The organism is Natronorubrum texcoconense, from assembly GCF_900100335.1.
GTDB lineage: Archaea > Halobacteriota > Halobacteria > Halobacteriales > Natrialbaceae > Natronorubrum > Natronorubrum texcoconense.
Genome location: NZ_FNFE01000005.1, coordinates 356,631 through 378,137, shown reverse-complemented (window position 1 = coordinate 378,137; position 21,507 = coordinate 356,631). Strand labels below are relative to the sequence as shown.

Annotated in this window: 18 protein-coding genes and 1 pseudogene; 7 read left to right on the top strand and 12 right to left on the bottom strand. The window is 64.3% G+C overall.

Features of this window, described 5'->3' with window-relative positions; genetic code table 11:
* Positions 1 to 40: 40 nt before the first annotated feature.
* The 3 genes from ddh (at position 41) to BLT08_RS16460 (ending at position 3,530) form a co-directional block, all read left to right on the top strand.
* Positions 41 to 970, top strand: coding sequence for a D-2-hydroxyacid dehydrogenase (gene ddh, locus BLT08_RS16470; RefSeq protein ID WP_090310092.1), 930 nt, complete (start codon positions 41 to 43; stop codon positions 968 to 970).
* A gap of 83 nt (positions 971 to 1,053) precedes the next feature.
* On the top strand, positions 1,054 to 2,223 hold the full coding sequence (locus BLT08_RS16465) for an acyl-CoA dehydrogenase family protein (RefSeq protein WP_090310090.1): 1,170 nt from the start codon (positions 1,054 to 1,056) through the stop codon (positions 2,221 to 2,223).
* Between the two features lie 134 nt (positions 2,224 to 2,357).
* Positions 2,358 to 3,530: an MFS transporter gene (locus BLT08_RS16460; RefSeq protein ID WP_090310088.1), complete on the top strand. Its 1,173-nt coding sequence runs from the start codon at positions 2,358 to 2,360 to the stop codon at positions 3,528 to 3,530.
* A 219-nt stretch (positions 3,531 to 3,749) separates the two neighbouring features.
* Here BLT08_RS16460 and BLT08_RS16455 read toward each other — a convergent pair whose 3' ends face one another.
* From BLT08_RS16455 to BLT08_RS16440, 4 genes are all read right to left on the bottom strand, one after another.
* Positions 3,750 to 4,298 carry a helix-turn-helix transcriptional regulator gene (locus tag BLT08_RS16455; protein ID WP_090310086.1) on the bottom strand — a complete coding sequence of 183 codons (549 nt, stop codon included), beginning with the start codon at positions 4,296 to 4,298 and terminating at the stop codon, positions 3,750 to 3,752.
* A gap of 207 nt (positions 4,299 to 4,505) precedes the next feature.
* Positions 4,506 to 5,027, bottom strand: coding sequence for a DUF7519 family protein (locus BLT08_RS16450; protein ID WP_090310084.1), 522 nt, complete (start codon positions 5,025 to 5,027; stop codon positions 4,506 to 4,508).
* Positions 5,024 to 6,988, bottom strand: a complete 1,965-nt coding sequence (locus tag BLT08_RS16445; RefSeq protein WP_090310082.1) for a DUF58 domain-containing protein — start codon at positions 6,986 to 6,988, stop codon at positions 5,024 to 5,026. Before BLT08_RS16445 ends, BLT08_RS16450 begins: the two co-directional genes overlap by 4 nt.
* Positions 6,985 to 7,812, bottom strand: a complete 828-nt coding sequence (locus tag BLT08_RS16440; protein ID WP_090310079.1) for a DUF4129 domain-containing protein — start codon at positions 7,810 to 7,812, stop codon at positions 6,985 to 6,987. The genes BLT08_RS16445 and BLT08_RS16440 overlap by 4 nt, the downstream gene beginning before the upstream one ends.
* 175 nt (positions 7,813 to 7,987) lie before the next feature.
* Here BLT08_RS16440 and BLT08_RS16435 point away from each other — a divergent pair, with 175 nt between their 5' ends.
* A complete protein-coding gene (locus tag BLT08_RS16435) occupies positions 7,988 to 8,572 on the top strand; it encodes a GNAT family N-acetyltransferase (protein WP_090310076.1) in 585 nt (194 codons plus the stop codon).
* 243 nt (positions 8,573 to 8,815) lie between these two features.
* Positions 8,816 to 9,973, top strand: coding sequence for an N-methyl-L-tryptophan oxidase (solA, locus tag BLT08_RS16430; RefSeq protein WP_090310073.1), 1,158 nt, complete (start codon positions 8,816 to 8,818; stop codon positions 9,971 to 9,973).
* Between the two features lie 125 nt (positions 9,974 to 10,098).
* Here solA and BLT08_RS16425 read toward each other — a convergent pair.
* Both BLT08_RS16425 and BLT08_RS16420 read right to left on the bottom strand, forming a co-directional pair.
* A pseudogene (locus BLT08_RS16425) lies at positions 10,099 to 11,050 on the bottom strand (D-2-hydroxyacid dehydrogenase).
* Positions 11,051 to 11,155: 105 nt separating this feature from the next.
* A complete protein-coding gene (locus tag BLT08_RS16420) occupies positions 11,156 to 11,608 on the bottom strand; it encodes a RidA family protein (protein WP_090310070.1) in 453 nt (150 codons plus the stop codon).
* A 135-nt stretch (positions 11,609 to 11,743) separates the two neighbouring features.
* On the opposite strand from BLT08_RS16420, the gene BLT08_RS16415 reads away from it, so the two are divergent.
* Positions 11,744 to 12,760, top strand: a complete 1,017-nt coding sequence (locus BLT08_RS16415; RefSeq protein ID WP_090310066.1) for an alcohol dehydrogenase catalytic domain-containing protein — start codon at positions 11,744 to 11,746, stop codon at positions 12,758 to 12,760.
* Positions 12,761 to 12,783: 23 nt separating this feature from the next.
* Here BLT08_RS16415 and BLT08_RS16410 read toward each other — a convergent pair whose 3' ends face one another.
* Positions 12,784 to 14,109, bottom strand: coding sequence for an aminotransferase family protein (locus BLT08_RS16410; RefSeq protein ID WP_090310063.1), 1,326 nt, complete (start codon positions 14,107 to 14,109; stop codon positions 12,784 to 12,786).
* Between the two features lie 184 nt (positions 14,110 to 14,293).
* Between BLT08_RS16410 and BLT08_RS16405 the strand changes: the two genes are divergently transcribed.
* Positions 14,294 to 15,103, top strand: coding sequence for a redoxin domain-containing protein (locus BLT08_RS16405; RefSeq protein WP_090310060.1), 810 nt, complete (start codon positions 14,294 to 14,296; stop codon positions 15,101 to 15,103).
* Positions 15,104 to 15,215: 112 nt separating this feature from the next.
* On the opposite strand, the gene ggt is transcribed toward BLT08_RS16405, so the two are convergent.
* From ggt to BLT08_RS16380, 5 genes are all read right to left on the bottom strand, one after another.
* Positions 15,216 to 16,853, bottom strand: coding sequence for a gamma-glutamyltransferase (gene ggt, locus BLT08_RS16400; RefSeq protein WP_090310058.1), 1,638 nt, complete (start codon positions 16,851 to 16,853; stop codon positions 15,216 to 15,218).
* A gap of 110 nt (positions 16,854 to 16,963) precedes the next feature.
* Entirely contained in the window at positions 16,964 to 18,397 is a 1,434-nt protein-coding gene (locus BLT08_RS16395) for a M20/M25/M40 family metallo-hydrolase (protein WP_090310055.1), read from the bottom strand.
* A gap of 174 nt (positions 18,398 to 18,571) precedes the next feature.
* Positions 18,572 to 18,979 carry a Zn-ribbon domain-containing OB-fold protein gene (locus tag BLT08_RS16390; RefSeq protein WP_090310051.1) on the bottom strand — a complete coding sequence of 136 codons (408 nt, stop codon included), beginning with the start codon at positions 18,977 to 18,979 and terminating at the stop codon, positions 18,572 to 18,574.
* 2 nt (positions 18,980 to 18,981) lie between these two features.
* Entirely contained in the window at positions 18,982 to 20,190 is a 1,209-nt protein-coding gene (locus tag BLT08_RS16385; RefSeq protein ID WP_090310048.1) for a thiolase family protein, read from the bottom strand.
* Between the two features lie 126 nt (positions 20,191 to 20,316).
* The gene (locus BLT08_RS16380; protein WP_090310045.1) at positions 20,317 to 21,492 is read right to left on the bottom strand and encodes an MFS transporter; all 1,176 of its coding nucleotides are present in this window, start codon (positions 21,490 to 21,492) and stop codon (positions 20,317 to 20,319) included.
* Positions 21,493 to 21,507 lie beyond the last annotated feature (15 nt).

Here is a 21,507-nt window from a genome sequence, read left to right as displayed (position 1 = left end):
CGTGGGAAGATTGATACGACGACTGCACCTCCGGTAGTGCATGACAGGCAAACTCGAGCGCCTCGGCGTCCAGGAATCCGTCGAAGCCATCTTCCCGCCGTCGGAACTCGCGGCGTTCCTCTCCGACCTCCCGATCGACGTCTCGGTAGTCGACGAGGCGGGAATCGCGGACTGCGATGCGGTCGTCACGCGAAATCACTTCGACGCGCTGTTCGAGGTCGACTGGATCCACTCGACGCAGGCGGGCGTCGATCGCTTCCCGCTCGAGGCGCTCGCCGAGGATGGCGTCGCACTCACCAACAGCACCGGAATCCACGGGCGAACGGTCGGCGAAACCGTCGCGGGCTACCTGCTCGCGTTCGCTCGTCGGCTCCACGATCAGATCGCGAGCGCGACGGAGCGGCGCTGGGAGCGACCGGCGTGGGACGAAGCGTTCACGCTCCCGGGTACCACCGCCTGCGTCGTCGGCACGGGAACGCTCGGCCGCGGCGTCGCCGACGTGCTTGGCTCGCTCGGCGTCGAGACCGTCGGCGTGCGGCGGTCCGACGACCCCCTCCCGGAGTTCGACGAGATGTACGCCATCGAAGCCCTCCACGAACCCATCGCAACGGCCGACTTCGTTATCGTCACCGTGCCGTTGACCGAGGCCACCCGCGGCCTGTTCGCCGCGACGGAGTTCGACGCCATGCGATCGGACGCCTACTTCGTCAACGTCGCTCGCGGCGCAGTCGTCGACGAACGAGCGTTGATCGACGCCCTCGAGGCCGGCGACATCGCGGGCGCCGCACTCGACGTGTTCGAGACCGAGCCGTTACCCGAGACGTCTCCACTCTGGGAGCTGGACGATGTCATCGTCACCCCGCACGCGGCGGCGTACACCCGCGATTACTTCCGCGACGTGGGCGGTATCGTCCGCGAGAACGTCGAACGGATCGGACGGGGCGATGACCTCACCAATCGGGTCGTCTGAGACCGAGAGCGGTCGACGAGTCCCAAGACCGTGCGTCCGGCACGGGGGGAAACTGTTTAGCCAGCATGGTGGAAATACCGGTCATGGACTTCGAGCTGTCCGACGAACAGCGGCTGATCCGATCACAGGTACGCGATCTCTGCGACGAGTTCGGCGACGAGTACTGGCGCGAAAAAGACCTGAACCACGAGTACCCGACCGAGTTCTTCGACGCGTTCGCCGACGGCGGCTGGTGTGGAATTACGATCCCTGAATCGTACGGCGGACAGGGGTACGGCGTCCAGGAGGCGTCGCTGGTCCAGCAGGAGATCGCCCGATCCGGTGCCGGAATGGCGGGGACGTCGATCACCGCACACCACACGTTCAGCACCGAACCGCTCGTCGCGTTCGCCGACGAGGAGCACAAGGAGCGCTACCTTCCGGATATCGCCGACGGTTCGGTGCAGGTCTGTACGGGCGTGACCGAACCGAACGCCGGGACGGACACCTCTCGAATCGAGACGGTCGCCGAACGCGACGGCGACGAGTACGTGATCAACGGACAGAAGATCTGGACCTCGAAGGCCCAGGAGGCGGACGTGATCATGCTGCTTACCCGCACCGAGCCTCGAGCGGAATCCGACCGATTCGGCGGGCTTACGCTCTTTTTCACCGAGTTTAGCCGGGACATGGACGGCGTCGAAGTCGCCGAAATCCCGAAGGCGGGACGGGGAGCGTCGGACTCGAACGAGGTCTGGTTCACCGACGTACGCATCCCCGCCGACGACCGGATCGGCGAGGAGGGTAGCGGGTTCCGGTATCTCCTTCGGTTCGCCAACACCGAACGGATCGCGATCGCCTCGAACGCGGTCGGCGTCGGGCAAGCCGCGATCGAAAAAGCGGCCGCGTACGCCGGCGAGCGCGTCGTCTTCGGCAACCCGATCGGCTCGTATCAAGCGGTCCAGCATCCGCTCGCGGATTCGTGGGCGAAACTGGAGCAGGACGAGCTCATGATCCGGAAGGCGGCGTGGCTCTACGACACCGACCGCGACTGCGGCGCCGAGGCAAACGCCGTCAAACTCCGGGCGAGCGAGGATTCGCTCGAAGCCTGCGAACGCGCGATCCGCGCGCACGGCGGGATGGGCTACGCGAGCGAGTACGACGTCGAGCGCTACTGGCGCGAGACGATGATCAACGTCATCGCCCCGATCTCGAACGAGATGGTCAAAAACTACATCGCCGAACACGTTCTCGGTCTCCCGAAGTCCTACTGAGACTGCGCCGCTTTGGCGTCGCCGGGGGGAGTTCGAGGACGAAGCAATAGCGCCGTGTCGTTTGCCGGAAAATTCACACTGATTTGGCCGCATTGTGAGTACCCGATCATGACCGCGTCGACGCGTGAGGAACGATGAGCTGGCAGTACAAGCACACGGTACTCACGCTCTGTACGTTCGCGTTCTTCGCGACGATGGTCGCACGCCTCGCTATCAGCCCCGTCGTGCCCGCCATCACCGACGATTTTCAGATCGGAAACACCGTGATCGGTATCGCACTGACCGGGATGTGGTTGTCGTACGCGATCATGCAGTTTCCGAGCGGGATTCTCGCCGATCGGTACGGAGAGCGATCGATTATTTTGGTGTCGATCGGGGGAACAACCGTCATGAGTCTGCTGCTGGCGCTCTCCCCGGTGTACGCCGTGTTCGTGCTCTCCATGGTCGTGCTCGGCGCCGTCGCCGGACTCCACTACAGCGCAGCGACGACGCTTCTCGACCGGACGTACGATAACCTGGGGTTCGCTATCGGCGTCCACACGATCGGCTCGTCGGCGGCGGGACTGGTCGCGCCGATCGCCGCGGCCTGGATCAGCATTCAGTACGGCTGGCGGCCGGCCGTCGCGTTCGGTGCGGTCGTCGCCGCCCCGATATTCGCGCTGTTCGTCTGGCGAATCCACCCCGTCGAACCCCATCGGCCCGAGCAACCGCTCCGACAGCGGTTGCAGCTCGAGGAGGTCACGAACATCCTCAGCAAGCCGGAGATCCTGTTCACCGTCGCCATCGCGTCGGTTGGGGCGTTCGTCTGGCAAGGGACGGCATCGTTCCTGCCGACGTTCCTCGTCGAGCATCGCGGGCAGTCGGCGACGCTCGCCGGGATCGTCTTCTCCGGGTACTTCGTCATCCAGTCGATCGTCAAGCCCGGTATCGGCGCGATTTCGGACCGCTTCGGTCGCGACGTGACGACCTTCGGGTGCATGGTCACCAGTGCGGCGGGGTTAGGACTGTTCGTCGCGGTTCCCGGGGTCCTCGGTGTCGCCGCCGGCCTCATACTGATCGGGAACGGACTGAGCTGGGCGGTCGCCGTGGAGCCGCGATTCATGGACAACATGACCGACGAAGAGCGAGGCGCCGGCTTCGGGCTCGTCAGGACGGTATACCTCATCGTCGGCTCCTTTGGCTCCGTCGCGGTCGGGCTGTTTGCGGACGTCTTCGGCTGGGCGGCGTCGTTCGGTATGCTCATGGCCCTCTTGCTCCTCGTCGCCGTCGCGCTGGCCGTCAACTGGCTCCTGGATCTCGGTTACTGACGTCCTCGACCAGCGGTACGTACAGGTGTTCGCCGAACTACTCGAGCCCGGTGGAGCGGCTCAGATTCCCTTTCTGGTCTGGTCGGTACTGCATGCGGCAAGTTGACTGACGAAAGCGACGGCATCGGAGAGCACGTAGAGGAACAGCACGTCTGACGGGACTTCGAGTTTCAGCGGATCGTCTGCCGGGCAGTGCCGGCCGACCACGACGTCGTCACCTCACTGCTCGACTGGCTGTGTTGGTTCGATAGCGTCGAGCCACTCGAGGAACGTGTCGAGGATCCGGACCCGGAGGTCGATGAGTTCCCGTCGATACCCGACTCGCTCTCGGTCGTCGACTTCCGCCTCGTGAGTGGCGTCGATCGTCCGCAGTTCCTCGCGGGAGGTCTTCAGTTGATCCTTCAGAGCCCGGATCTCCGCCTGTTGGCCGTCGACCGAAAGATGGTGGAGAAAGCCCAGTTTCATCATCAGATGCGCGCGAAACGACGGATGAGAGACGTCTTGAATCGGCTTCGTGAGCAACGATTGCAGGTGGTCACGACCGTCGTCGGTGATCTTGTACGTCGCGGCTTGTGTGGTGCTGTCGGTCGTTTCGACGTACCCATCCTCTCTGAGTTGGTTGATCGTCGGAACGAGTATCCCGGTGCTCGCACCCCAGTAGCGACCGAAATTGTGGCGAAGTTGCTCGTGGACGGTTTTGACTGTGGCGCGCTCCCGTTCGGCCAAGACGCCGAGGATACCGAGACTCGCAAGCTCCCGTTGTTCCATAGCGAACCTACCGGGTCCACCATCTTAAAGCTAAACTCGAGGCACCGGAGATCCCGCTCCGTCAGAGGTAATGTGTCGTGAAAGGCGCTTTTAAGACAGAGACGTATCGATCGCTGAGAGTTCCATCGACCGACAGTGAGGTGAACTCGAGTCTGCCGAAAAGAAGACGCACTGTTCGTCGGTCGGAAAGTCGCACGGTCGTTCCTGTTATCCGTCTCGCAGACTCAGCACGACTGTAATCAGCCCTGCTGCGAGCAAGAGGTAGACGACGACGATCAGCGGCTGCGGACCTGTAAAAAGCAGCGACGAAAGATACGTGATAGCGATGATGCATAGGCCAGCGACGAGACTGGCAGTGGCGTGAACGTACTCGATACGTGCCGTCGATGCATCGGGGCCCAGTTGACGGCCGATACTGATCGCGTTGTTGCCGATATCCCAAGCCAGTACTGCGGCGGTGACGCCGACGAGAACAGCGATCAGTCGAGCACCGTCACCGGCGGCTACGAACCCACCGAGAACGAGTCCAGCCGTGGCGATCGAAAGGATCTGCCGATCGCTCACGACGAGAGCCAGTCCAACGAGAAGCCACGCGACCGTCGCGATACTCGCTCCGGAAAACGAGTACGGAACGGTCGTACTCCATCCGATGCCGGCGAGACAGACCGTGATCCAGGAACTGAGCTTTGCAGGTGGCCCGCCCGTGGACGGTGTCGTCGAACGGGTCATACACTACCTCGTATCGCGCGATCGAGCGATGTGTTCCAGCCGCGATCGACGACCGAAATTGCTGTCGATCGAAGCGCTTGGATTCGGAGCCGTCGTTCGACGCGGGCGAGCGCTCGCTCCGGGCTATCCGTTATCGTCGGGTCCGGTGAAACGATCGTCACAGTGACTCCCCGCGAGCGAAGGGTGTGAACGATCTCGACGGAACCGTCATCACAGAGCGGCGTGAACAGAAGTATCTGCGCGGATGAGGGTGCGAGAGTAAACCGATCGAGATCGTACCCCTCTGACTCTGGCGGTTGTGGGCCGATCGCGGCTGCTGTTCCCAACAACGACTGGCCTCGGTTCAGGTGAGCCGTCCCGCGATTCGGTGCAAGCCAGAGCGGGTCCTGACCGATCGACGCGAGCCCGACGCTGTGGCCCTCGGACAAGAGCGATCCAAACACGGTCGCTGCATCCGAGACCGATCGATCGACGGCGTGCTCCCTCTCGGACGTAGCGGGTGCACAGTAGGCATCGGTGCGAGCGTCTATCGCGACGATCACGACCGCCGATCGGTCCTCGTGGAACGACACCGTCGCCAACTCGCGGTCTCGAGCGTATCGGTTCCAGTCGATCCGCGTTACCGGATCGCTTGGGTGGAACTCACGGACGCTATGAAACTCGACGCCGGCACTCGGCTTGTTCGTCGAAAGCTGCCCGACCTGCTGAGAGCCGCGGTTTTGGAGAAGCCTTGTGCTCGAGGGCAGGGATTCGATCGTCGGCAGACACGTGATCGCCGGCTCCGATTCCGCCGAGACGCGATGTTCCGTCTCGGTCGCACCCGTGATCGTTCGGACGAGGAGGAGTGCCGGATCGAACTGATAGCGACCGCGTCGGGCGGAAATCGTATACTGCAGCGAGACCGTCTCGCCACGCCCGAGCGTCGTCCCCATTCTCGGTGACCCGGACGTGACGGTGAGTTCGGGCGGAACGCCATCGATCACGCGAAGGTCCCGTATCCGACGGTTGCCATCGTTTCGAATCGTTACCGTGACACCGACGTCGTCGCCCGGCTCGGGACGCGGCTCGCTCACGACGCGGTCGACGGTCACCTCGAGTTCGGGAACGTCGCTGAGTTGGCCGTACGCCGCGAATCCGACCCCGATCCCCCCTGCCAGAATGATCGTCGGCTGCTGGTAGAGGACGCCGAGGACGATTCCGATGAGTGCGATCACGCTAACCCCGTCCCAGTGACCGGTCCGCCGTTGCACGCGACCTGCATCGCTCTCTTCGTGTACTGGGTCGGTCTCATCCTCGGCCGACGACGGAGCGTGTATCGGTCGGCCGACCAGATATCGAGAGACGCGCGAGCGTCGATCGTCAGTAACCGCTACGCCGGCGACCGCCGCGATAGCGGTCATCGTCCGTCGGAGGTCGTAACGTGTCCGGACGGCTGCGAAACCGGTCGCCTCGAAAAGTCGGCCGAGACGCGATCGGGGGTGTGTTTCATCGTCGCTGAGCATCTCAGCCGCTACGTCGTCACCGGTCCAGGTACCCTCGGCGACGGCTCGGCTCGAGTCCGTTTCCGAGCGTTGATCTGAACGCTCGAGGACGTCCCGAACCAGACGATCGAGCTGTTCTCGGATCGTTCGATATTCGACGTCGGTTCGGTCACGTATCGACTCGACGGTGCGAATACGGTCATCGCCGGGTGTGAGTGTCTCGGTTGCACGCTCTCGAGCCGGTGGGATCATTTCGTTGACGGCGTTCTCGTATCGATCGCGAGCGATACGGTAACTCTGGACGAGAAAGAGCAGGAGCACCAGGTAAAACCCCAGTTGTCCGAACACCTCGAGAGCGAGAATGACCTCGTACGAGAGTCGATCGAGTATCCGGTCGCGGGCGACAAAGACGGCGACGCCGATCGCCAGCGAGACGGCCGCAAGAACGGTTGCCGCACCGCGGACGAGTTCGTCGTTCATCGGCGCTCTCCCTCGATCCGTAGTCGATCCAGGAGTTCTCGTGCGCGACGCTCTCGATCGGCCGTCGGCTCTCTGCCTCCGTAGCGGTGATCTTCGAACAGTCGCGTGAGTTCCTCGACGGTGCCGGGATCGAATCCGCGCTCGAGCGCTACCGTCCGTACGTCGCCCGGTGTCGCGGTTTCGTCGGACCGCTTGTCGACCGCCTCGGTGAGCGTCTGCCACACGCGATAGACGTCGTTATCCACCGGAACACTCGAATCGACGAACTCCGACGATCGCGACGGCGTGTGTGGGTCGGTCGTCAGCGCTCGGCTCTCGACCTGATCAGCAGTGGATTCGACAGTTGCTGGCGCGTCGTCACTGAGAACCAGACCGATGGTAACACGAACGATTAGGAGAGTCGCCAGAACACCGGCCACGAGAAGCGGGAAGGACTCGGAGACGGATCTACCGACCGCATCGGAGCTGCCACTCCATCCGCGAACGAACAGGAGGCCGAGTAACGCGACGACGACGATTCCGATGCCGAGTGTCACTGCAGCGTACTGCGGATTGGAGACGGCAACACGCCCGAGTACTGCGAGGCCGATGAGTCCTGCACCGAGGACGAACCACTCCGCCGGAAACGATCCGTCATCCTCCCCTCCGGGTTCTTCACCGAGTTGCTCTTCTACGAGTTCTGCCTGCTCCTCGTCGAGTTCAGGCGGCTCGGTCGACTCTGCTTCGGCGAACGAGACAGCCGTTGGAAGGGCCGGGGCACCGACTGACACCGCTAGAATCCCGATAATTCCGAGGCAGAGAACCCACCCGGCCCTCGTGTTCATTGCACGTGTACCGAAGTAATAGAGACAAATATGGATTGTTACTTCTGCAACCGAAAACTGTCAGTGAGAGTTTCGGAGGGTGACCGATAGCGAGTGCAGGCTCGTCGGACCGAACACCGGTTCGGTATCGTCTCAGCGCAGCAAATTTGATGAAGTCGCTCGCGAGAGGGGAGGCATGGACATCGACCCGGTTACCCTCGAGGCGGAGACGATTCGATTAGAGCCGTTATCCGTCGACGACCACCTCGCCGATCTTCAAGCGAACGGCTCCCAGTCGATCATTTTCCGTTGGTTCGGAGAGGATATTTCCGGTCCGGAGGCGATGCGCGACTGGGTCACGGCCGCCGTCGAAGACGGAGCGAGGGGACGGGCGCTTCCGTTTGCAACCGTCAGCCGGGAAACCGGCGAGGCGATCGGTTCCACCAGATTCGGCGCCATCCAGCCCGCCCATCGCAGCGTCGAAATCGGGTGGACGTGGCTCACACCCGACTACTGGCGCACGGCGGCCAACACCGAAGCGAAGTACCTGATGCTGGAGCACGCCTTCGAAGAATGGGACTGCGTGCGCGTCGAATTCAAAACCGACTCGAGAAATCGACGGTCGCGAGCGGCGATCGAACGACTCGGAGCGACCCAGGAAGGAATCCATCGACAGCACAGACACACCCATCAGGGGCTGCGCGATTCGGTCTACTTCAGCGTTCTCGATACGGAGTGGCCGGGGGTGAAGCGACGTCTCCTCGAGAAACTCGACGACTGAGTCGGACCGTGGTTCCCCCTGACTCACGCGCATTACCGCCGCAACGAGATAGCCGATCGATGTCCACCGCAGGCATCGCGAGGACTGATCGTCTCAGTTGTCACTCACTCATCCCGCCGTTTTTCCTGGTCTCAGTGTCTACACGCGACGATTCGAGACGCAATCAAAGACGGCGGACGCCCAGGGCCGATTTCGGCGACGGAAGATCAAAGGCTTTGCTACCACACACCAACGGTCGTATCGATGACTCGAGATTCGTACGACGTAATCGTCCTCGGCGTCGGTGGAATGGGAAGTTCGGCCGTCTACCACCTGGCCAAGCGGGGCGTCGATGTGTTGGGGATCGAGCAGTACGACGTTCCCCACGGACGGGGATCCTCCCACGGAGATACCCGAATCTTCCGACTGACACAGCCCGAACATCCGTCGTACGTTCCGCTCGCCGAGAGAGCACGGACGCTCTGGCGCGACCTCGAGGCCGAATCGGGCGAGCGTCTCCTCACCGAAACGGGGTCGGTCCGCGCCGGCCCCGCCGACGCAGCGCACGTTTCGGCCGCGGTCGAATCCTGCGCGGCGAACGACGTGCCGCACGAGATACTGTCCGGTGAGGTGCTTCGAAAGCGATTTCCGGGCTACGAGCTTCCCGACGACTACCGATGCGTCTACCAACCGAACGGCGGCTTTCTCGCCTGTGAGCGGGCCATCTCGACGCACGTGAACCTCGCTCACGAGCACGGCGGAACCGTCCACGCCCGCGAACGGGTGCTCGAGTGGACGCCTCGAGAACGCGGCGTCGAGGTCCGGACGGACCGCGGGACGTACGAGGCGGACCACCTCGTCGTCACCGCCGGCGCGTGGGCGGGGAAACGCACGCCGCTGCTCGAGGACGCGCTCTCACCGCAGCGACGGGTGATGCTCTGGCTCCAGCCGAGGGAGCCGGCGAAGTTTACGCCGGAAACGTTCCCGGTATTCAACGTCGACGTTCCCGAAGGGGAGTTCTACGGCTTTCCGGTGGCCGACCGGCCCGGGTTCAAGTTCGGCTACACGCCCTCCGAACCCGACGCCATTGATCCGGACGACTGGAACGACGAGCCGACGCTCGAAGACGAAAACCGACTCAGACGCCTCCCCGAAAATCACTTCCCCGCCGCCTCGGGGCCGACGCTGCGCCTCGCGACCTGCATCGTGACTCGCTCGCTCGACGGCCACTTCTACCTCGATACGCACCCGGAGTACCCCCACGTCTCGATCGCAGCGGGATTCACCGGCCACGGGTTCAAATTCGCCAGCGTCGTCGGCGAGGTGCTGGCGGATTTCGCGACCGACGGCAACACCGACAATCCGATCGGCGTCCACCGGTTCGGGAGTCGGCTACAGGAGTCGTCAGTGACCCACGACTGAAGTCGTGGGCTTCCTCTTGCATTTCTGTGAATAAGAAACTCGCGTGAGGACGAGACGGCACGATCGAGACGTCCGTACCGCTCTCGAGTCGATGAATCGGTTACGACGTCGGGCCGAGATCGATTTTAGGCGACCTGATTCTCGAGGTCGTCGTACGATCCGCCGTCGTTGACGCGTTCGATATTCCGGGCGAGGATGTCTGCGATCCGAATCCAGTACTCCGGCGTGTAGCCGGAGTTGTGCGGCGTGATGTAAACGTTCCCGAGCGTCCACAGCGGGTGCTCCTCGGGAAGCGGTTCGGGGTCGGTTACGTCCAGGGCGGCAGCATAGAGGTCCTCACCGCGGAGCGCGGCCACCAGTTCGTCGGTGTCCACGAGCGGTCCGCGGCCGACGTTGATCAACACCGCATCGGACGGCAACGTCGCCAGTTCGTCCGCTCCGATGAGTCCTCTGGTGGTCTCGCTCAGCGGACACGCGAGAACGAGGTAGTCGATGCCGACCAGCGCCCGTTCGATCTCCGAAGCCGTAGACATCGTCCGTCGGGCCGCCTTTCTCCGGCGTGTACCGAACGCCGACGGTCTCGACGCCGAAGCCCTCGAGACGCTCGACGATTGCCTGACCGATCGCCCCGAGTCCGACCACGCAGACGCGCGAACCAGAGAGGTCACCCATCGCCTGGAAGTGGCGCCACTCGCGGCGGGCCTGCCGACGGAGTCCTTCGTCGAGACGCCGCGTGATCAACAACATCCAGCCGATCACGTGCTCCGCGATATTCGGCCCGTGAACCCCGGACGCGTTCGTAACGGCGATATCTCGCTCTCGGAACGCCTCGAGGTCGAGGTGGCCGACGCCGGCCGACGAACACGCGAACAGCCGAAGGTTCTCTGCCGCTTCGAACAACTCCGGACGAAGGTCACGACCGACGACGACCGTCGCGTCGCGTACGAGTTCGAGTTCCTCGCGTCTCGAGGACGCGCGTCGAACCTCGATGTCGGAGCAGCGATTGCGGAGCCTGTCGGCGCACTCACTGGACGGGATACCGTGTGCTGTCGTGTGGAGAACGACGATCTTCTGCATGATAGCGCCTCGAACGCCAACGGGTTAAGCGTATACCGCCTGGCAACCGTTACGGCGTCGAAACGTGGGTTGGACGCCCGTTATGGGCAGCGTCGAGAGTCGGGTTCAGGACGACGGAGCCGACACGTGCTCGACTTCCCACTCCGAGTCCGGCACCACGGCTTCGATTTCGATCTCGATGTTGCCCCGGACGATCGATCCGATCTCGAGCAGCGCGCTCGCCGGGAGGTGCTCGCGGTCGAAAAATTCCCCTCGGACCTCGTGAATCGTTTCGAACTCGTCGTCCATCACGTCCTGGACGTACGTCCGGATCCGAACGACGTCGTTCATCTCGCCGCCCTGTTGCTCGAGCAACGCCCGGATCGTCTCGAGGACCTCTCTGGTCTGGGCTCCGATGGAATCCGTCGCCGTCTCGACGGGCGTGACGCCCGACAAGAACACGCGCTTGTACCCGTCGAAGTCGACGACAACGCCCCTCGAGTACGCGGTTTCGCTGACGACGTCCGAGTCCGCCACTAGCTCGTTTCCTGCAGTCGGGTCGATGATAGTCTTTCGCATACCACCGCCCAGTTGGTCGAACGAGCAGATAATACTGATCGTGATTCCACCGATTCGAGACGGCTACGACGCCGTGGTCGACAGGGGCGAACACAGGAAGTTAAGACGGTCAGCGGTGTGTTCTCTACCCACACTATGCGCGTCGCCGCACTCACCAGTCACGAGACGCCCCCCGAGGTCGAAATCCAGGACCGGCCAGCGCCGAGTCCGGGTCCCGGCGAAGCGATCGTTCGCGTCGAAGCCGCCGCACTCAACCACCGCGACCTCTGGAAACTCGAGGACGACGACCGGCTCACCGCCGAGGACCTCCCGTTCGTTCCCGGCGGCGACCTGGCGGGTATCGTCGAGGAGACGGCCGCCGACGTTTCGGCCGTTTCCGAGGGAGACCGCGTCGTCCTCTGTCCGCTCGAGACCTGCGGGACCTGCCGGTTCTGTCGCGAGGGTCCCGAGAACATGTGCGAGAACTACAGCAGCTACGACGGCGCGTTCGCCGAACGGGCGGTCGTCGACGCGAACCGGCTCGTCGGACTCCCCGAGACCGTCGACATCGTCGATGCTGCAGCGCTTCCGATCGCATACGTGACCGCGTTCAGGATGCTCGAGCGCGCCGGAACCACGGCCGGAGATCTCGTCTTCGTTCCGGGTGCGGCCGGCGGCGTCGGCGTGGCGGCGATTCAACTCGCGACGATTCTGGGTGCCGAAACGATCGGAACGTCGACCGACGAATCGAAGCTTCGAACGGTCGAGTCCCTCGGCCTCGATCACGCGATTCACACCGGCGATCCCGACGAGATGCGCACGGCGGTCGCCGATATCGGCGACGTCGACGTGACGATCAACCACCTCGGCGGACCGTTCACTCGCATCGGACTCCAGGTGTTGCGAACGAACGGGGCGATGGTCGTCTGTGGACGGACGGCTGGCCAGTTTCCCGAATTCGACGCTCGAGACCTCTACTTCGGTCACAAACGCCTCTTCGGAAGCACGCTCGGAACGCAGGTCGACCTCGAGAAACTCGTCGGCTTCGTCGACACCGGACGATTGGACCCGGTCGTCGCCAGGGAGTACCTGCTGGCGGAAACAGCGCGGATGATGGAGGACATGCAATCTCGGGATATGGTCGGAAAGCTCATCGTACGTCCCCAGCAGTAGTTCGAAGCGATCGATTCGGGAGTCTAGAACGCAGTTTCGATCGCGTTCTCGAGGATGTCGACCGCCTCGTCGATCTCGGTTTCGGTCACACAGAGCGGCGGTGAGACGAGAAGCTGGATACCGGGGCGGCCCATGCCGAATATCGCACCGTTCTCGCCGGCCGCGGAGAGGACCGATTTGACCGGGTTGTCGGCGTCGCTCACCCGCGGATCCACGAACGGTTCGCCCGTCTCGGGGTCGGTGAACTCGACGCCCCAGAGGAGGCCGCGGCCGTGAACCGACGAGACGACATCGAACCGCTCCTCCAGTGCGGTGAGTCGGGATTCGAGGTGGGGAGCAACCGATCGCGCGTTCTCGAGCAGTTCGTCCTCGTAGACGTCCATCGCGGCCAATCCCGCGGCGCAGCCGACCGGATGGCCGGCGAACGTCTGGCCGATATCGAACCCTTCTTCCGCGACGTAGTCCGCGATTGCCGCGTTCATCATCACGCCAGCCAGCGGAACGTACGAACTCGTGACCCCCTTCGCAAACGTCATCAGATCGGGTTGAACGCCTTCGCTCTGGGCACCGAACCACTCGCCCGTTCGACCGAAGCCGGTGATCACTTCGTCCGCGATCAACAGGATATCGTACTCGTCACAGAGTTCGCGGACGCGCTCGAAGTAGCCCGGCGGCGCGGTGAAGCCGCCGCTCGAGCCCGCGACGATTTCGGTGAGGATCGCCGCGATCGAGTCGGGGCCTTCGTTGCGGATGACGAACTCGAGGTGGTTTGCCGCCTGTTCGGCGAGTTCGTCGGGCGATTCCGCATCGAACGCCGCTGGAATCGGTGGAAGGAACTTCGCGTTTCCCGTCATCGCAGCGTGCGATTGGATATAGGAGCTCGTATCAGTGTCACCTGTCAGACTGGCCGTTCCGTAGGTCGCCCCGTGGTAGGACCGCCACCTGGTGAGTACCTTCGGCGCGTCGGCGTACTCCCGTGCGAGCATCACCGCCGCTTCGTTCGCTTCGCTTCCCGAGATCGAAAACAGCGTCTGAGACATCGACTCCGGCGCGACCTCGAGCAGTCGCGTGACGAGTTCGTTTCGGGTGTCGTTGTGCTTTCCGGAGGAGACGTACGGAATTCGGGCCAGTTGGTCCGCGATCGCATCGATAATCCGTTGGTTGCTGTGGCCCGCGTTGACGCAGTACAGCTGCGACTGAAAGTCCAGATAGGCCCTTCCGTCGGCGTCGAACACCTCGACGCCGTCACCGTCGACCAGCGTCGGAACGTCGTCGTTGTCCGCCGAGTACCAGTGGGGGATCGTTTTCGCCGCGCTCTCAGGTTCATCGTCTACTTGTTCGATTGCCATACTCGTTCTATGGTATCTATACCCACACACATTAGCTAATGGGTCCGCTTTCGGAGGCCCGAGCGATCAGTTCGCCGAGTTGAGAACTTGGGTGGTGAATCCAGCTACTACGAAAGCAACCCTTTCAGGTCCATTTCAGCAGTAGTGTTTTAGACGACCCGACGCGAACGAACCGTAGCCTCGCATGTCTACTGCCATCGACCCACACGGTGACGGCGCGACGATAACGCTGTACCGACTCCACGGCTGTCCCTACTGCGAACTCGTCGTTCGTCGACTCGAGCGATACGACGTGCCGTATCGCTCCCGATTCGTCGCGGGTGAACACAGTCGCCGAAACGCCGTCGCTCGCGCGTCGGGAACGCGATCGGTTCCCGTCGTGATCGATCACGAACGCGGGGTGACGATGCCCGAGAGCGGTCGGATCCTCGAGTACCTCGATCGAACGTACGGCGACGGAGTCGTGGACGAGAAAACCGCTTCGGACGGGTTCGATCTGGTCGAGTTCGCTCCGTCAGCGCATCCGACTGAAGGTGATCAGGCGCCGGACTTCACCCGTCCGCTCGTATCCGAGGAGTACTGGAAGGATACGGCGTTATCCGATCTGGTCGCGCGGGACGGACGCGTGTTACTGGTGTTCTATCCGTTGAACTGGGGCGGAAAGTCGGTGTACTGGTGGGACGAGATTCGCGAACGCGAGTGGGGCAACGAGCTGACGGTCGTCGGCGTCGGGATTTCACAGCCGTTCGATCACCAGCGGTTCATCGAACGCCGGGGCCTCGAGCACTCGCTCTACTCCGATCCCGGCAACGGCGTCGCGGAACGCTACGACGTCGTCCACGACCTCGACGGGATGACGGGAGTGTCGGAACCTCGTCCGGCGACGTTTCTGATCGGGGACGAGCTGACCGTCGACCACGCCTGGGTCGCCGACGAGTGGCCGCCGTCGCCGCCGTACGACGAGATCGAAGCGAACTGGACGGAACAGGCCTAACTCGGTCGTCATCACCTCGAACGACGGCGACGATAAGATGCAAAACTCGTCCCAACACCCACGGACCGGGTGACGCGCCGGACTGGCTAGCTTCGTCGAACCGACGGAGCGGTCAGAATCCGACGACGGAGCCGTCTTTACGCGGATCGGTGGCACCCGAGAGCGTCCCGTCGTCGTTGCGGGCGATCTGACTCCCGCCGAAGTGTCCCGGCGGTCGGACCCGCACCTCGTGACCGCGTCGAGCGAGTTTCGTCAGCACGGTCCCGTCGTAGCGCCCTTCGACGGCGAGCTGGCCGTCGACCTGATAGCGCCACCGGGGGTAGTCCATCGCCTCCTGCAGCGACATCCCGTCCTCGAGAAGATTCAAGAGGACCTGGAGGTGCCCCTGCGGTTGCATGTAGCCACCCATCACGCCGAAGGCGGCCCAGTCGGAATCGTCGAACCGCGCCAGTCCGGGAATGAGCGTGTGGAACGGTCGCTTTCCGGGCTCGATCCGGTTCGGGTGGTCGGGGTCCAGCGAGAACGAACTACCGCGGTTCTGGAGGGCGACGCCGGTATCGCCCGCGACGACGCCGCTGCCGAAGTCCTTGAAGCGGGAGTTGATGTACGAGACGACGTTCCCCTGCTCGTCGGCGACGGTCAAGAGCACGGTGTCGGCGTCCTCGGCGCTCCCGTTCGCGCTCGGGTGGCCGATATCGACGTCCTCCGTCGCTTCGGCTCCGATTTCGTCGGCTCGCTCGGCCGCGTACGCCTTGGAGCCGAGCTCCGGGACGTCCTCGAAGTCGGAATCGGTGACGTGAAAGAGCCCGTCGGTCAGCGCCCGTTTCGCCGCCTCGACGGCGAGGTGGATCCGTTCCGGCGAGTCCGGGGGATGGTCGCCCGCCCCGAGCGCCTCGGCGATGTTCAGGGCCTCGAGCGCCACGATCCCCTGATTGCTCGGCGGGAGCTGGAAGATTTCGGCGCCACCGTAGGTCGTGCTGATCGGATCGACGTACTCCGGTTCGAACGACGCCAGATCGTCGAGCGTCAGGAAGCCGTCGCGCGACTGGATCGCCGAGACGATCTCCTCTGCGATTTCGCCCTCGTAGAAGACGTCGGCCCCCTCCTCGGCGATCCGTCGCATCGTCTCGCCGAGCGCCGGGAGACGAACGTGTTCGCCAACCTCGGGTGCGCGACCCTCGGGCAGGTACGCGTCGCGAGCGTTGTCGTCGCGGAGCACCGACGCCGCCTCCGCCCACTGATTGGCGATGATCTCCGACACCGGGAACCCCTCGGTCGCGTACTCGATCGCCGGCTCGAGCACCCGCTCGAGAGAGAGCGTCCCGAGATCCTCGACGGTCCGCTCCCAGCCGCGAGCGGTACCCGGAACGGTAATCGTGTACGGACCGTAGGTGGGCATCTCCGCCGCCTCGGGTTCGACGCCCTGATCGGCGGCGATCCGGTCGCGAACGCGCTCGAGCGTCGCGTCGCCGGGTGCGCCGCCGCAGCTTCGAAGCGCGCCGACCTCGCCGTCGGCGGTCTTGTAGAGCGCGAAGACGTCGCCGCCGAGCCCGGTGCTGGTCGGTTCGACGACGTTCAGGGCTGCGGCGGTCGTCACCGCCGCGTCGAACGCGTTACCGCCCTCCCGAAGGATCGCTGCCCCGGCTTCGGCGGCGAGCGGTTGGCTGGTCGCGACGACTCCGTTCGGTGCGTACACGGTCGATCGGCGCGAGGTGAACTGATCGAGATCTGGCGCGTGCTGTCCGTCCATACGAAGGAAGTGGATAGACGGGGGCAAAAACATTATTGTCCGAATAGTCCAGAAAAGTGTGAAACTTAGTCCAGAAAATCCACACTATTAGCGGACAGTGTTCTGTCGGATCAGACGGGCGTCGATCCCGACTCGAGGTTCGCGTCGGCGAGTTCCGAGAGGAGCGCCACCGTCGTTCGCGCCCCGGCGCGAACGCAGGAGAGCTTGATGTTTTCGTCCGGTGCGTGGTTGTTCTCGTCCTCGTTCGCGTACGGGATCACGAGACACGGGACGTCGAGGGCGTCGGCGAAAACGTACGTCGGCACCGAGCCGCCCAGTGCGGGTTTCAGGATCGGTTCGGTGTCCCAGCCGTCGCGGACCGCCCGCATCGCCGGCTCGACGACGGGGCTATCCGCCGACGTCCGCTGTGGCGCCATCGCCGCGACGCGACCGAGTTCGACGTCGATTCCCGCCGGCGCGTGCTCCCGGGCGTGGCGCTCGAGCGCGTCGTAGACGGCTTGAGGATCCTGATCGGCGACCAATCGGTAGTCGATTTTCGCGCGCGCTCGAGACGGGAGGACGGTCTTCATTCCCTCGCCGTGATACCCCGCGTCGAGTCCCGCCACGTTCAGGTTCGGACGGGTGAGCAACCGATCGACGTATCCTTCGTCGGGGTCGGTTGCGAGGGCGTCGAGGCCGAGATCCGACAGGATGTCCGCCTCGTCGACCGGGATCGCGTCGAGGACCTCCCGGTCCCGCTCGGTCAGGGGTCGGACGTCGTCGTAGAACCCCTCGAGCGTGCTGCGTCCGTCCTCGTCCGTCAGCGACGCCAGGAGGTTCGCGATCGCGGTCGCCGGATTGGGTACGGGACCGCCGAAATTACCGGAGTGAAGGTCGCGGTTCGCGCCCCGGGCCTCGATATCGACGTACAGCAGTCCGCGCGCACCGAGGAGGACGTGCGGCCGGCCCGACGAGTCGATCGGCCCGTCGGCGACGATGGCGACGTCCGACTCGAACTCGTCGCTGTGCTCGCGGACGAGCCACTCGAGGTTCTCGCTCCCGCTCTCCTCTTCTCCCTCGATCAGGAGCACGACGTCGGCCGGGAGCCCGGTCGTCTCGCGCAGCGCCCGAATCGCACACAGGTGTGCGAACCACTGACCCTTGTTGTCGCCCGCGCCGCGGGCGTAGAGTCGTTGCTCGCCGTCGGGATCGTCCCGAACGGTCGGCTCGAACGGCGGCGAGGTCCACTCGGACGGCGTCGCCGGCTGGACGTCGTAGTGGCCGTAGAGCAGGACGGTCGGGCGACGGTCGCCGTTGCTGGTATCGTCAGATTCGCTCGCATGATCCGCTCTCGCGTGCGCGACGACGGCCGGCCGTCCCGGGGTCTCGACGACCTCCGCCTCGTCGCAGCCGTACTCGAGACACAGCTCTCTGACCATCGACGAACACTCGGCTATCCCCTCGCCGGTCGCGCTGATCGAGGGCTGGGCCAGCAGCGCCTCGAGATCCGTGAAAAACGTCTCGTCGTGGCGCTCGAGGGCAATTTCGGGATCTTCCGCGCTCACGATCGGTGCACCTCGCCGGACTGTCGGCTCACTTCGTGTGACATAATGGCGTGATTTCTCCGCCGAGGACAAAGCTTTACTGCAGGTGACGACGGCGATTCGCGAGGATTCCGTTCGGCCGCCCAGTGGAGAAGGGCGGACGGTGAGACTCAGCGGCTGCAACGGCGACGGGCATCACTCGTCGCCATCGATCGTCGTCGCCGCGAAGAACGGCTGCTCAGCGTGGCGACCACGGTCGTAGTCGTGCGGGTACTCCCGCGGTTCGACTCTGACGCGATCACCGAGTGCGAGATCAGCGTACGTCTCGTCGATGGCGGTCAGTAGCCGCGGCCCGTCGTCGAGTTCGACGACGCCCGCGACGATCTCGTCGGGAAAGCCGTCGGCCGTCGCGTGCTGTCGGGTGAACGAGTAGAGCTCCCCGATTCCGTTGGACTCGAGCCACTCGACCGACCGCGAGTGACAGTTCGGACAGACCGGTGCTGGCGGGAAGAACCGCTCCTCGCAGTCCTCGCAGGCGTGGATCAGGAACCGGCCGTCGGAGAGCGCCTCCCAGAACCGTTCGGTATAGGGCGTCTCGCGCATCGTCACTCACCCCTCGCGAAGACCGTCGCCGTCGCTCCGTTGACGTGGCCGTGCTCCGAGGTCGTCAGGACGTGGGTCGCATCCGGAACCTGGGTCGATGCGGTCCCCCTGAGCTGGCGAACCGCTTCCACGTAGTTGTACAGCGGCGTCACCATCGGTGGATGGCCGCGCCCGAGACAGCCGCCCGACGGACTGATCGGAAACTCGCCGTCGGCCGCAGTTCGCCCGTCGAGGCAGGCCTCGAGGCCCGCACCTCGGTCGACCAGCCCCAACTCTTCGGTGATGATCGCCTCGATGTGGGGGAAGGGAGCGTACGGTTCGTAGACGTCGATTTCGTCGGGAGAGCGACCCGCGTCGTGGCTCGCCTCCTGTGCCGCCTTTCGGACGGCTGGGAGTTCAGTTATTGAATCGTCGCGGGTCATCAGCAGGTGGCTCGCGGCGTGGTGGCTCCCCAGCCCGGCTACTTCGACCGCGCTTTCGGTTCCGTTACGCCTATCGCTGGCATCGTCTCCGTCTCTGTCGCCGTCTCCGCCGGCGTCAGCGCTCGTCACGACCAGCGCCGCGCCGCCGTCGCAGGGCGCCGGACACTCGTACATCCTGATGGGGTCGGCGATCGGACGCGAGCCGAGGACCGCCTCCCGGGTCACGGAGTCGTCGAAGAGCGTGTCGGGATCGGCCGCCGCGTTATCGCGGTTCTTGACGACGATCTCGGCCAGATCCTCGCGGTCGACGTCGTACTCGTGGCAGTACCGCTGCATGCTCTGGGCGTAGACGCCCGGAATCGACATCCCGATCGGGGACTCGAACTCGGCGTCGAACGTGCTGAGAATGTAATCGAAGTAGGGACCGGTCGTCTCGATCGTCGAGTTCCGTTCGACCGCGAACACGAGAGCGGTGTCGACCGCGCCGCTCCGAACGTCCGAAACGGCCGTCTGAAACGCTTTCCCGCCGCTGGTTCCGCCCGTCGAGACTTCGATCGTCCGATCGACCTCGAGTCCGAGCAGGTGTAACAGATTCGTCGAGAAGAACTTCTGTTCCGTCCACGGCCGCGGCGAAGGCATGTAGAGACCGTCGACGTCCGCCAGCGACAGGTCGGCGTCCTCGAGCGCCTCGTGGATGACGTCCACCGCCAGTTCCCGTTCCGGGACCGAGTACGTTCCGTTCGGAAGTAGTCCGACGCCGGCTACAGCTGCTGTGCGAGCTGCTGTCATGTGGTGACGTACCGTACAGTCCGGTCCGTAATACGTCTAGGTGTTCGCGATGGGTACCGATCGAAAACGGGCGGAACCCGGAGTGTCACGATGGCCCTCGGTGCCGCGAGCCGAGACCCTCGCCGGCTACAGATCGAGGCCGAACGTCCAGTTTACGACGAACGCGGCGACCGCGAGGGTCAGCAACCCCGCGAGGAAGGCGAACGAGACGCCCCAACCGAAGAGGTCGGCGACGAGTCCGACAACGACCGAGCCGAGCGACGCCGTGATAACGTAGACGGTCCGGACGAGGCCGAAGCCGGCACCGCGTTCGGCGGCGCCCAGTTCCTCGAGAAACCGAGGCAACAGCGCGGCCTCGAAGCTCATCCCGATTCCGAGGAGGATCACGCCGACTGCGGCACCGGCGAGTCCGGGACCGGCGACGAGTACGACGAGGCCGACGGCACCGACGAGCAGACAGCTAGCCGTCGCCCGATCCCGACCGAACCGGTCGGAGGCCGCACCGACGCCGACCTGGGCGATCCCCTGGGCGACGAAGTACGCGGAGAACCCCATCGCCGCGACCGTCGTCGAGTAGCCGCGCTGTTCGATGAGAAAAACCGGGAGGAACGAGGCCGACCCCTGCCAGACGAACTCGCCGACGATGGCGATGAACAGGGTAAAAGCGATCACCGGACGCGAGAGGAGTTCGAGCAGCGACCGGAGTTGGAAGCGCTCGCGCAGCGGCAGTTCGGGTCGGCGGGGCTCGGTCGGGCGAACCGACAGGGCGAAGAGGGCGAACGCCGGGATCCCGACGGCGGCGGTGAGGGCGACGGCCGGCCGCCAGCCGTACGTGACGCCGACCCAGGCGACGGCGACGGGAGCGATCAGTCCCGCGACGGTCGCTCCCGAGTTGTGGATGCCGATCGCGATCCCGACGTTGTCGTGGATTCGCGACAGCAGCGTCGTCGCGACGCTGTAGTGTAACCCCGCGACGGCGCCGAGTACTACCGTCGCGAGGACGAACACCGAGAACAGCGGTGCGACGGCGATGAGCAGACACGCGACGGCGGTCCCGCCGAGCGCGACGAGGATGATCCCCCGTTCGCCGTATCGGTCGCCGAGCACGCCGCTCGGGAACTGTGCAAACCCGTAGGCGAGCCACATTCCCGTCAGCGACGCCCCGATAACCGCGTTCGAGACGCCGAACTCGTCGGTGATCGCCGGGACGACCGGACTGATCGCCAGCCGGCCGAACATGGTTACGAAAAAGGCGAGGGTACAGAGTGCGAGGACGGTGTCTCGGTAGCGCCAGCGAATCATCGTTCGAGTAGGGTG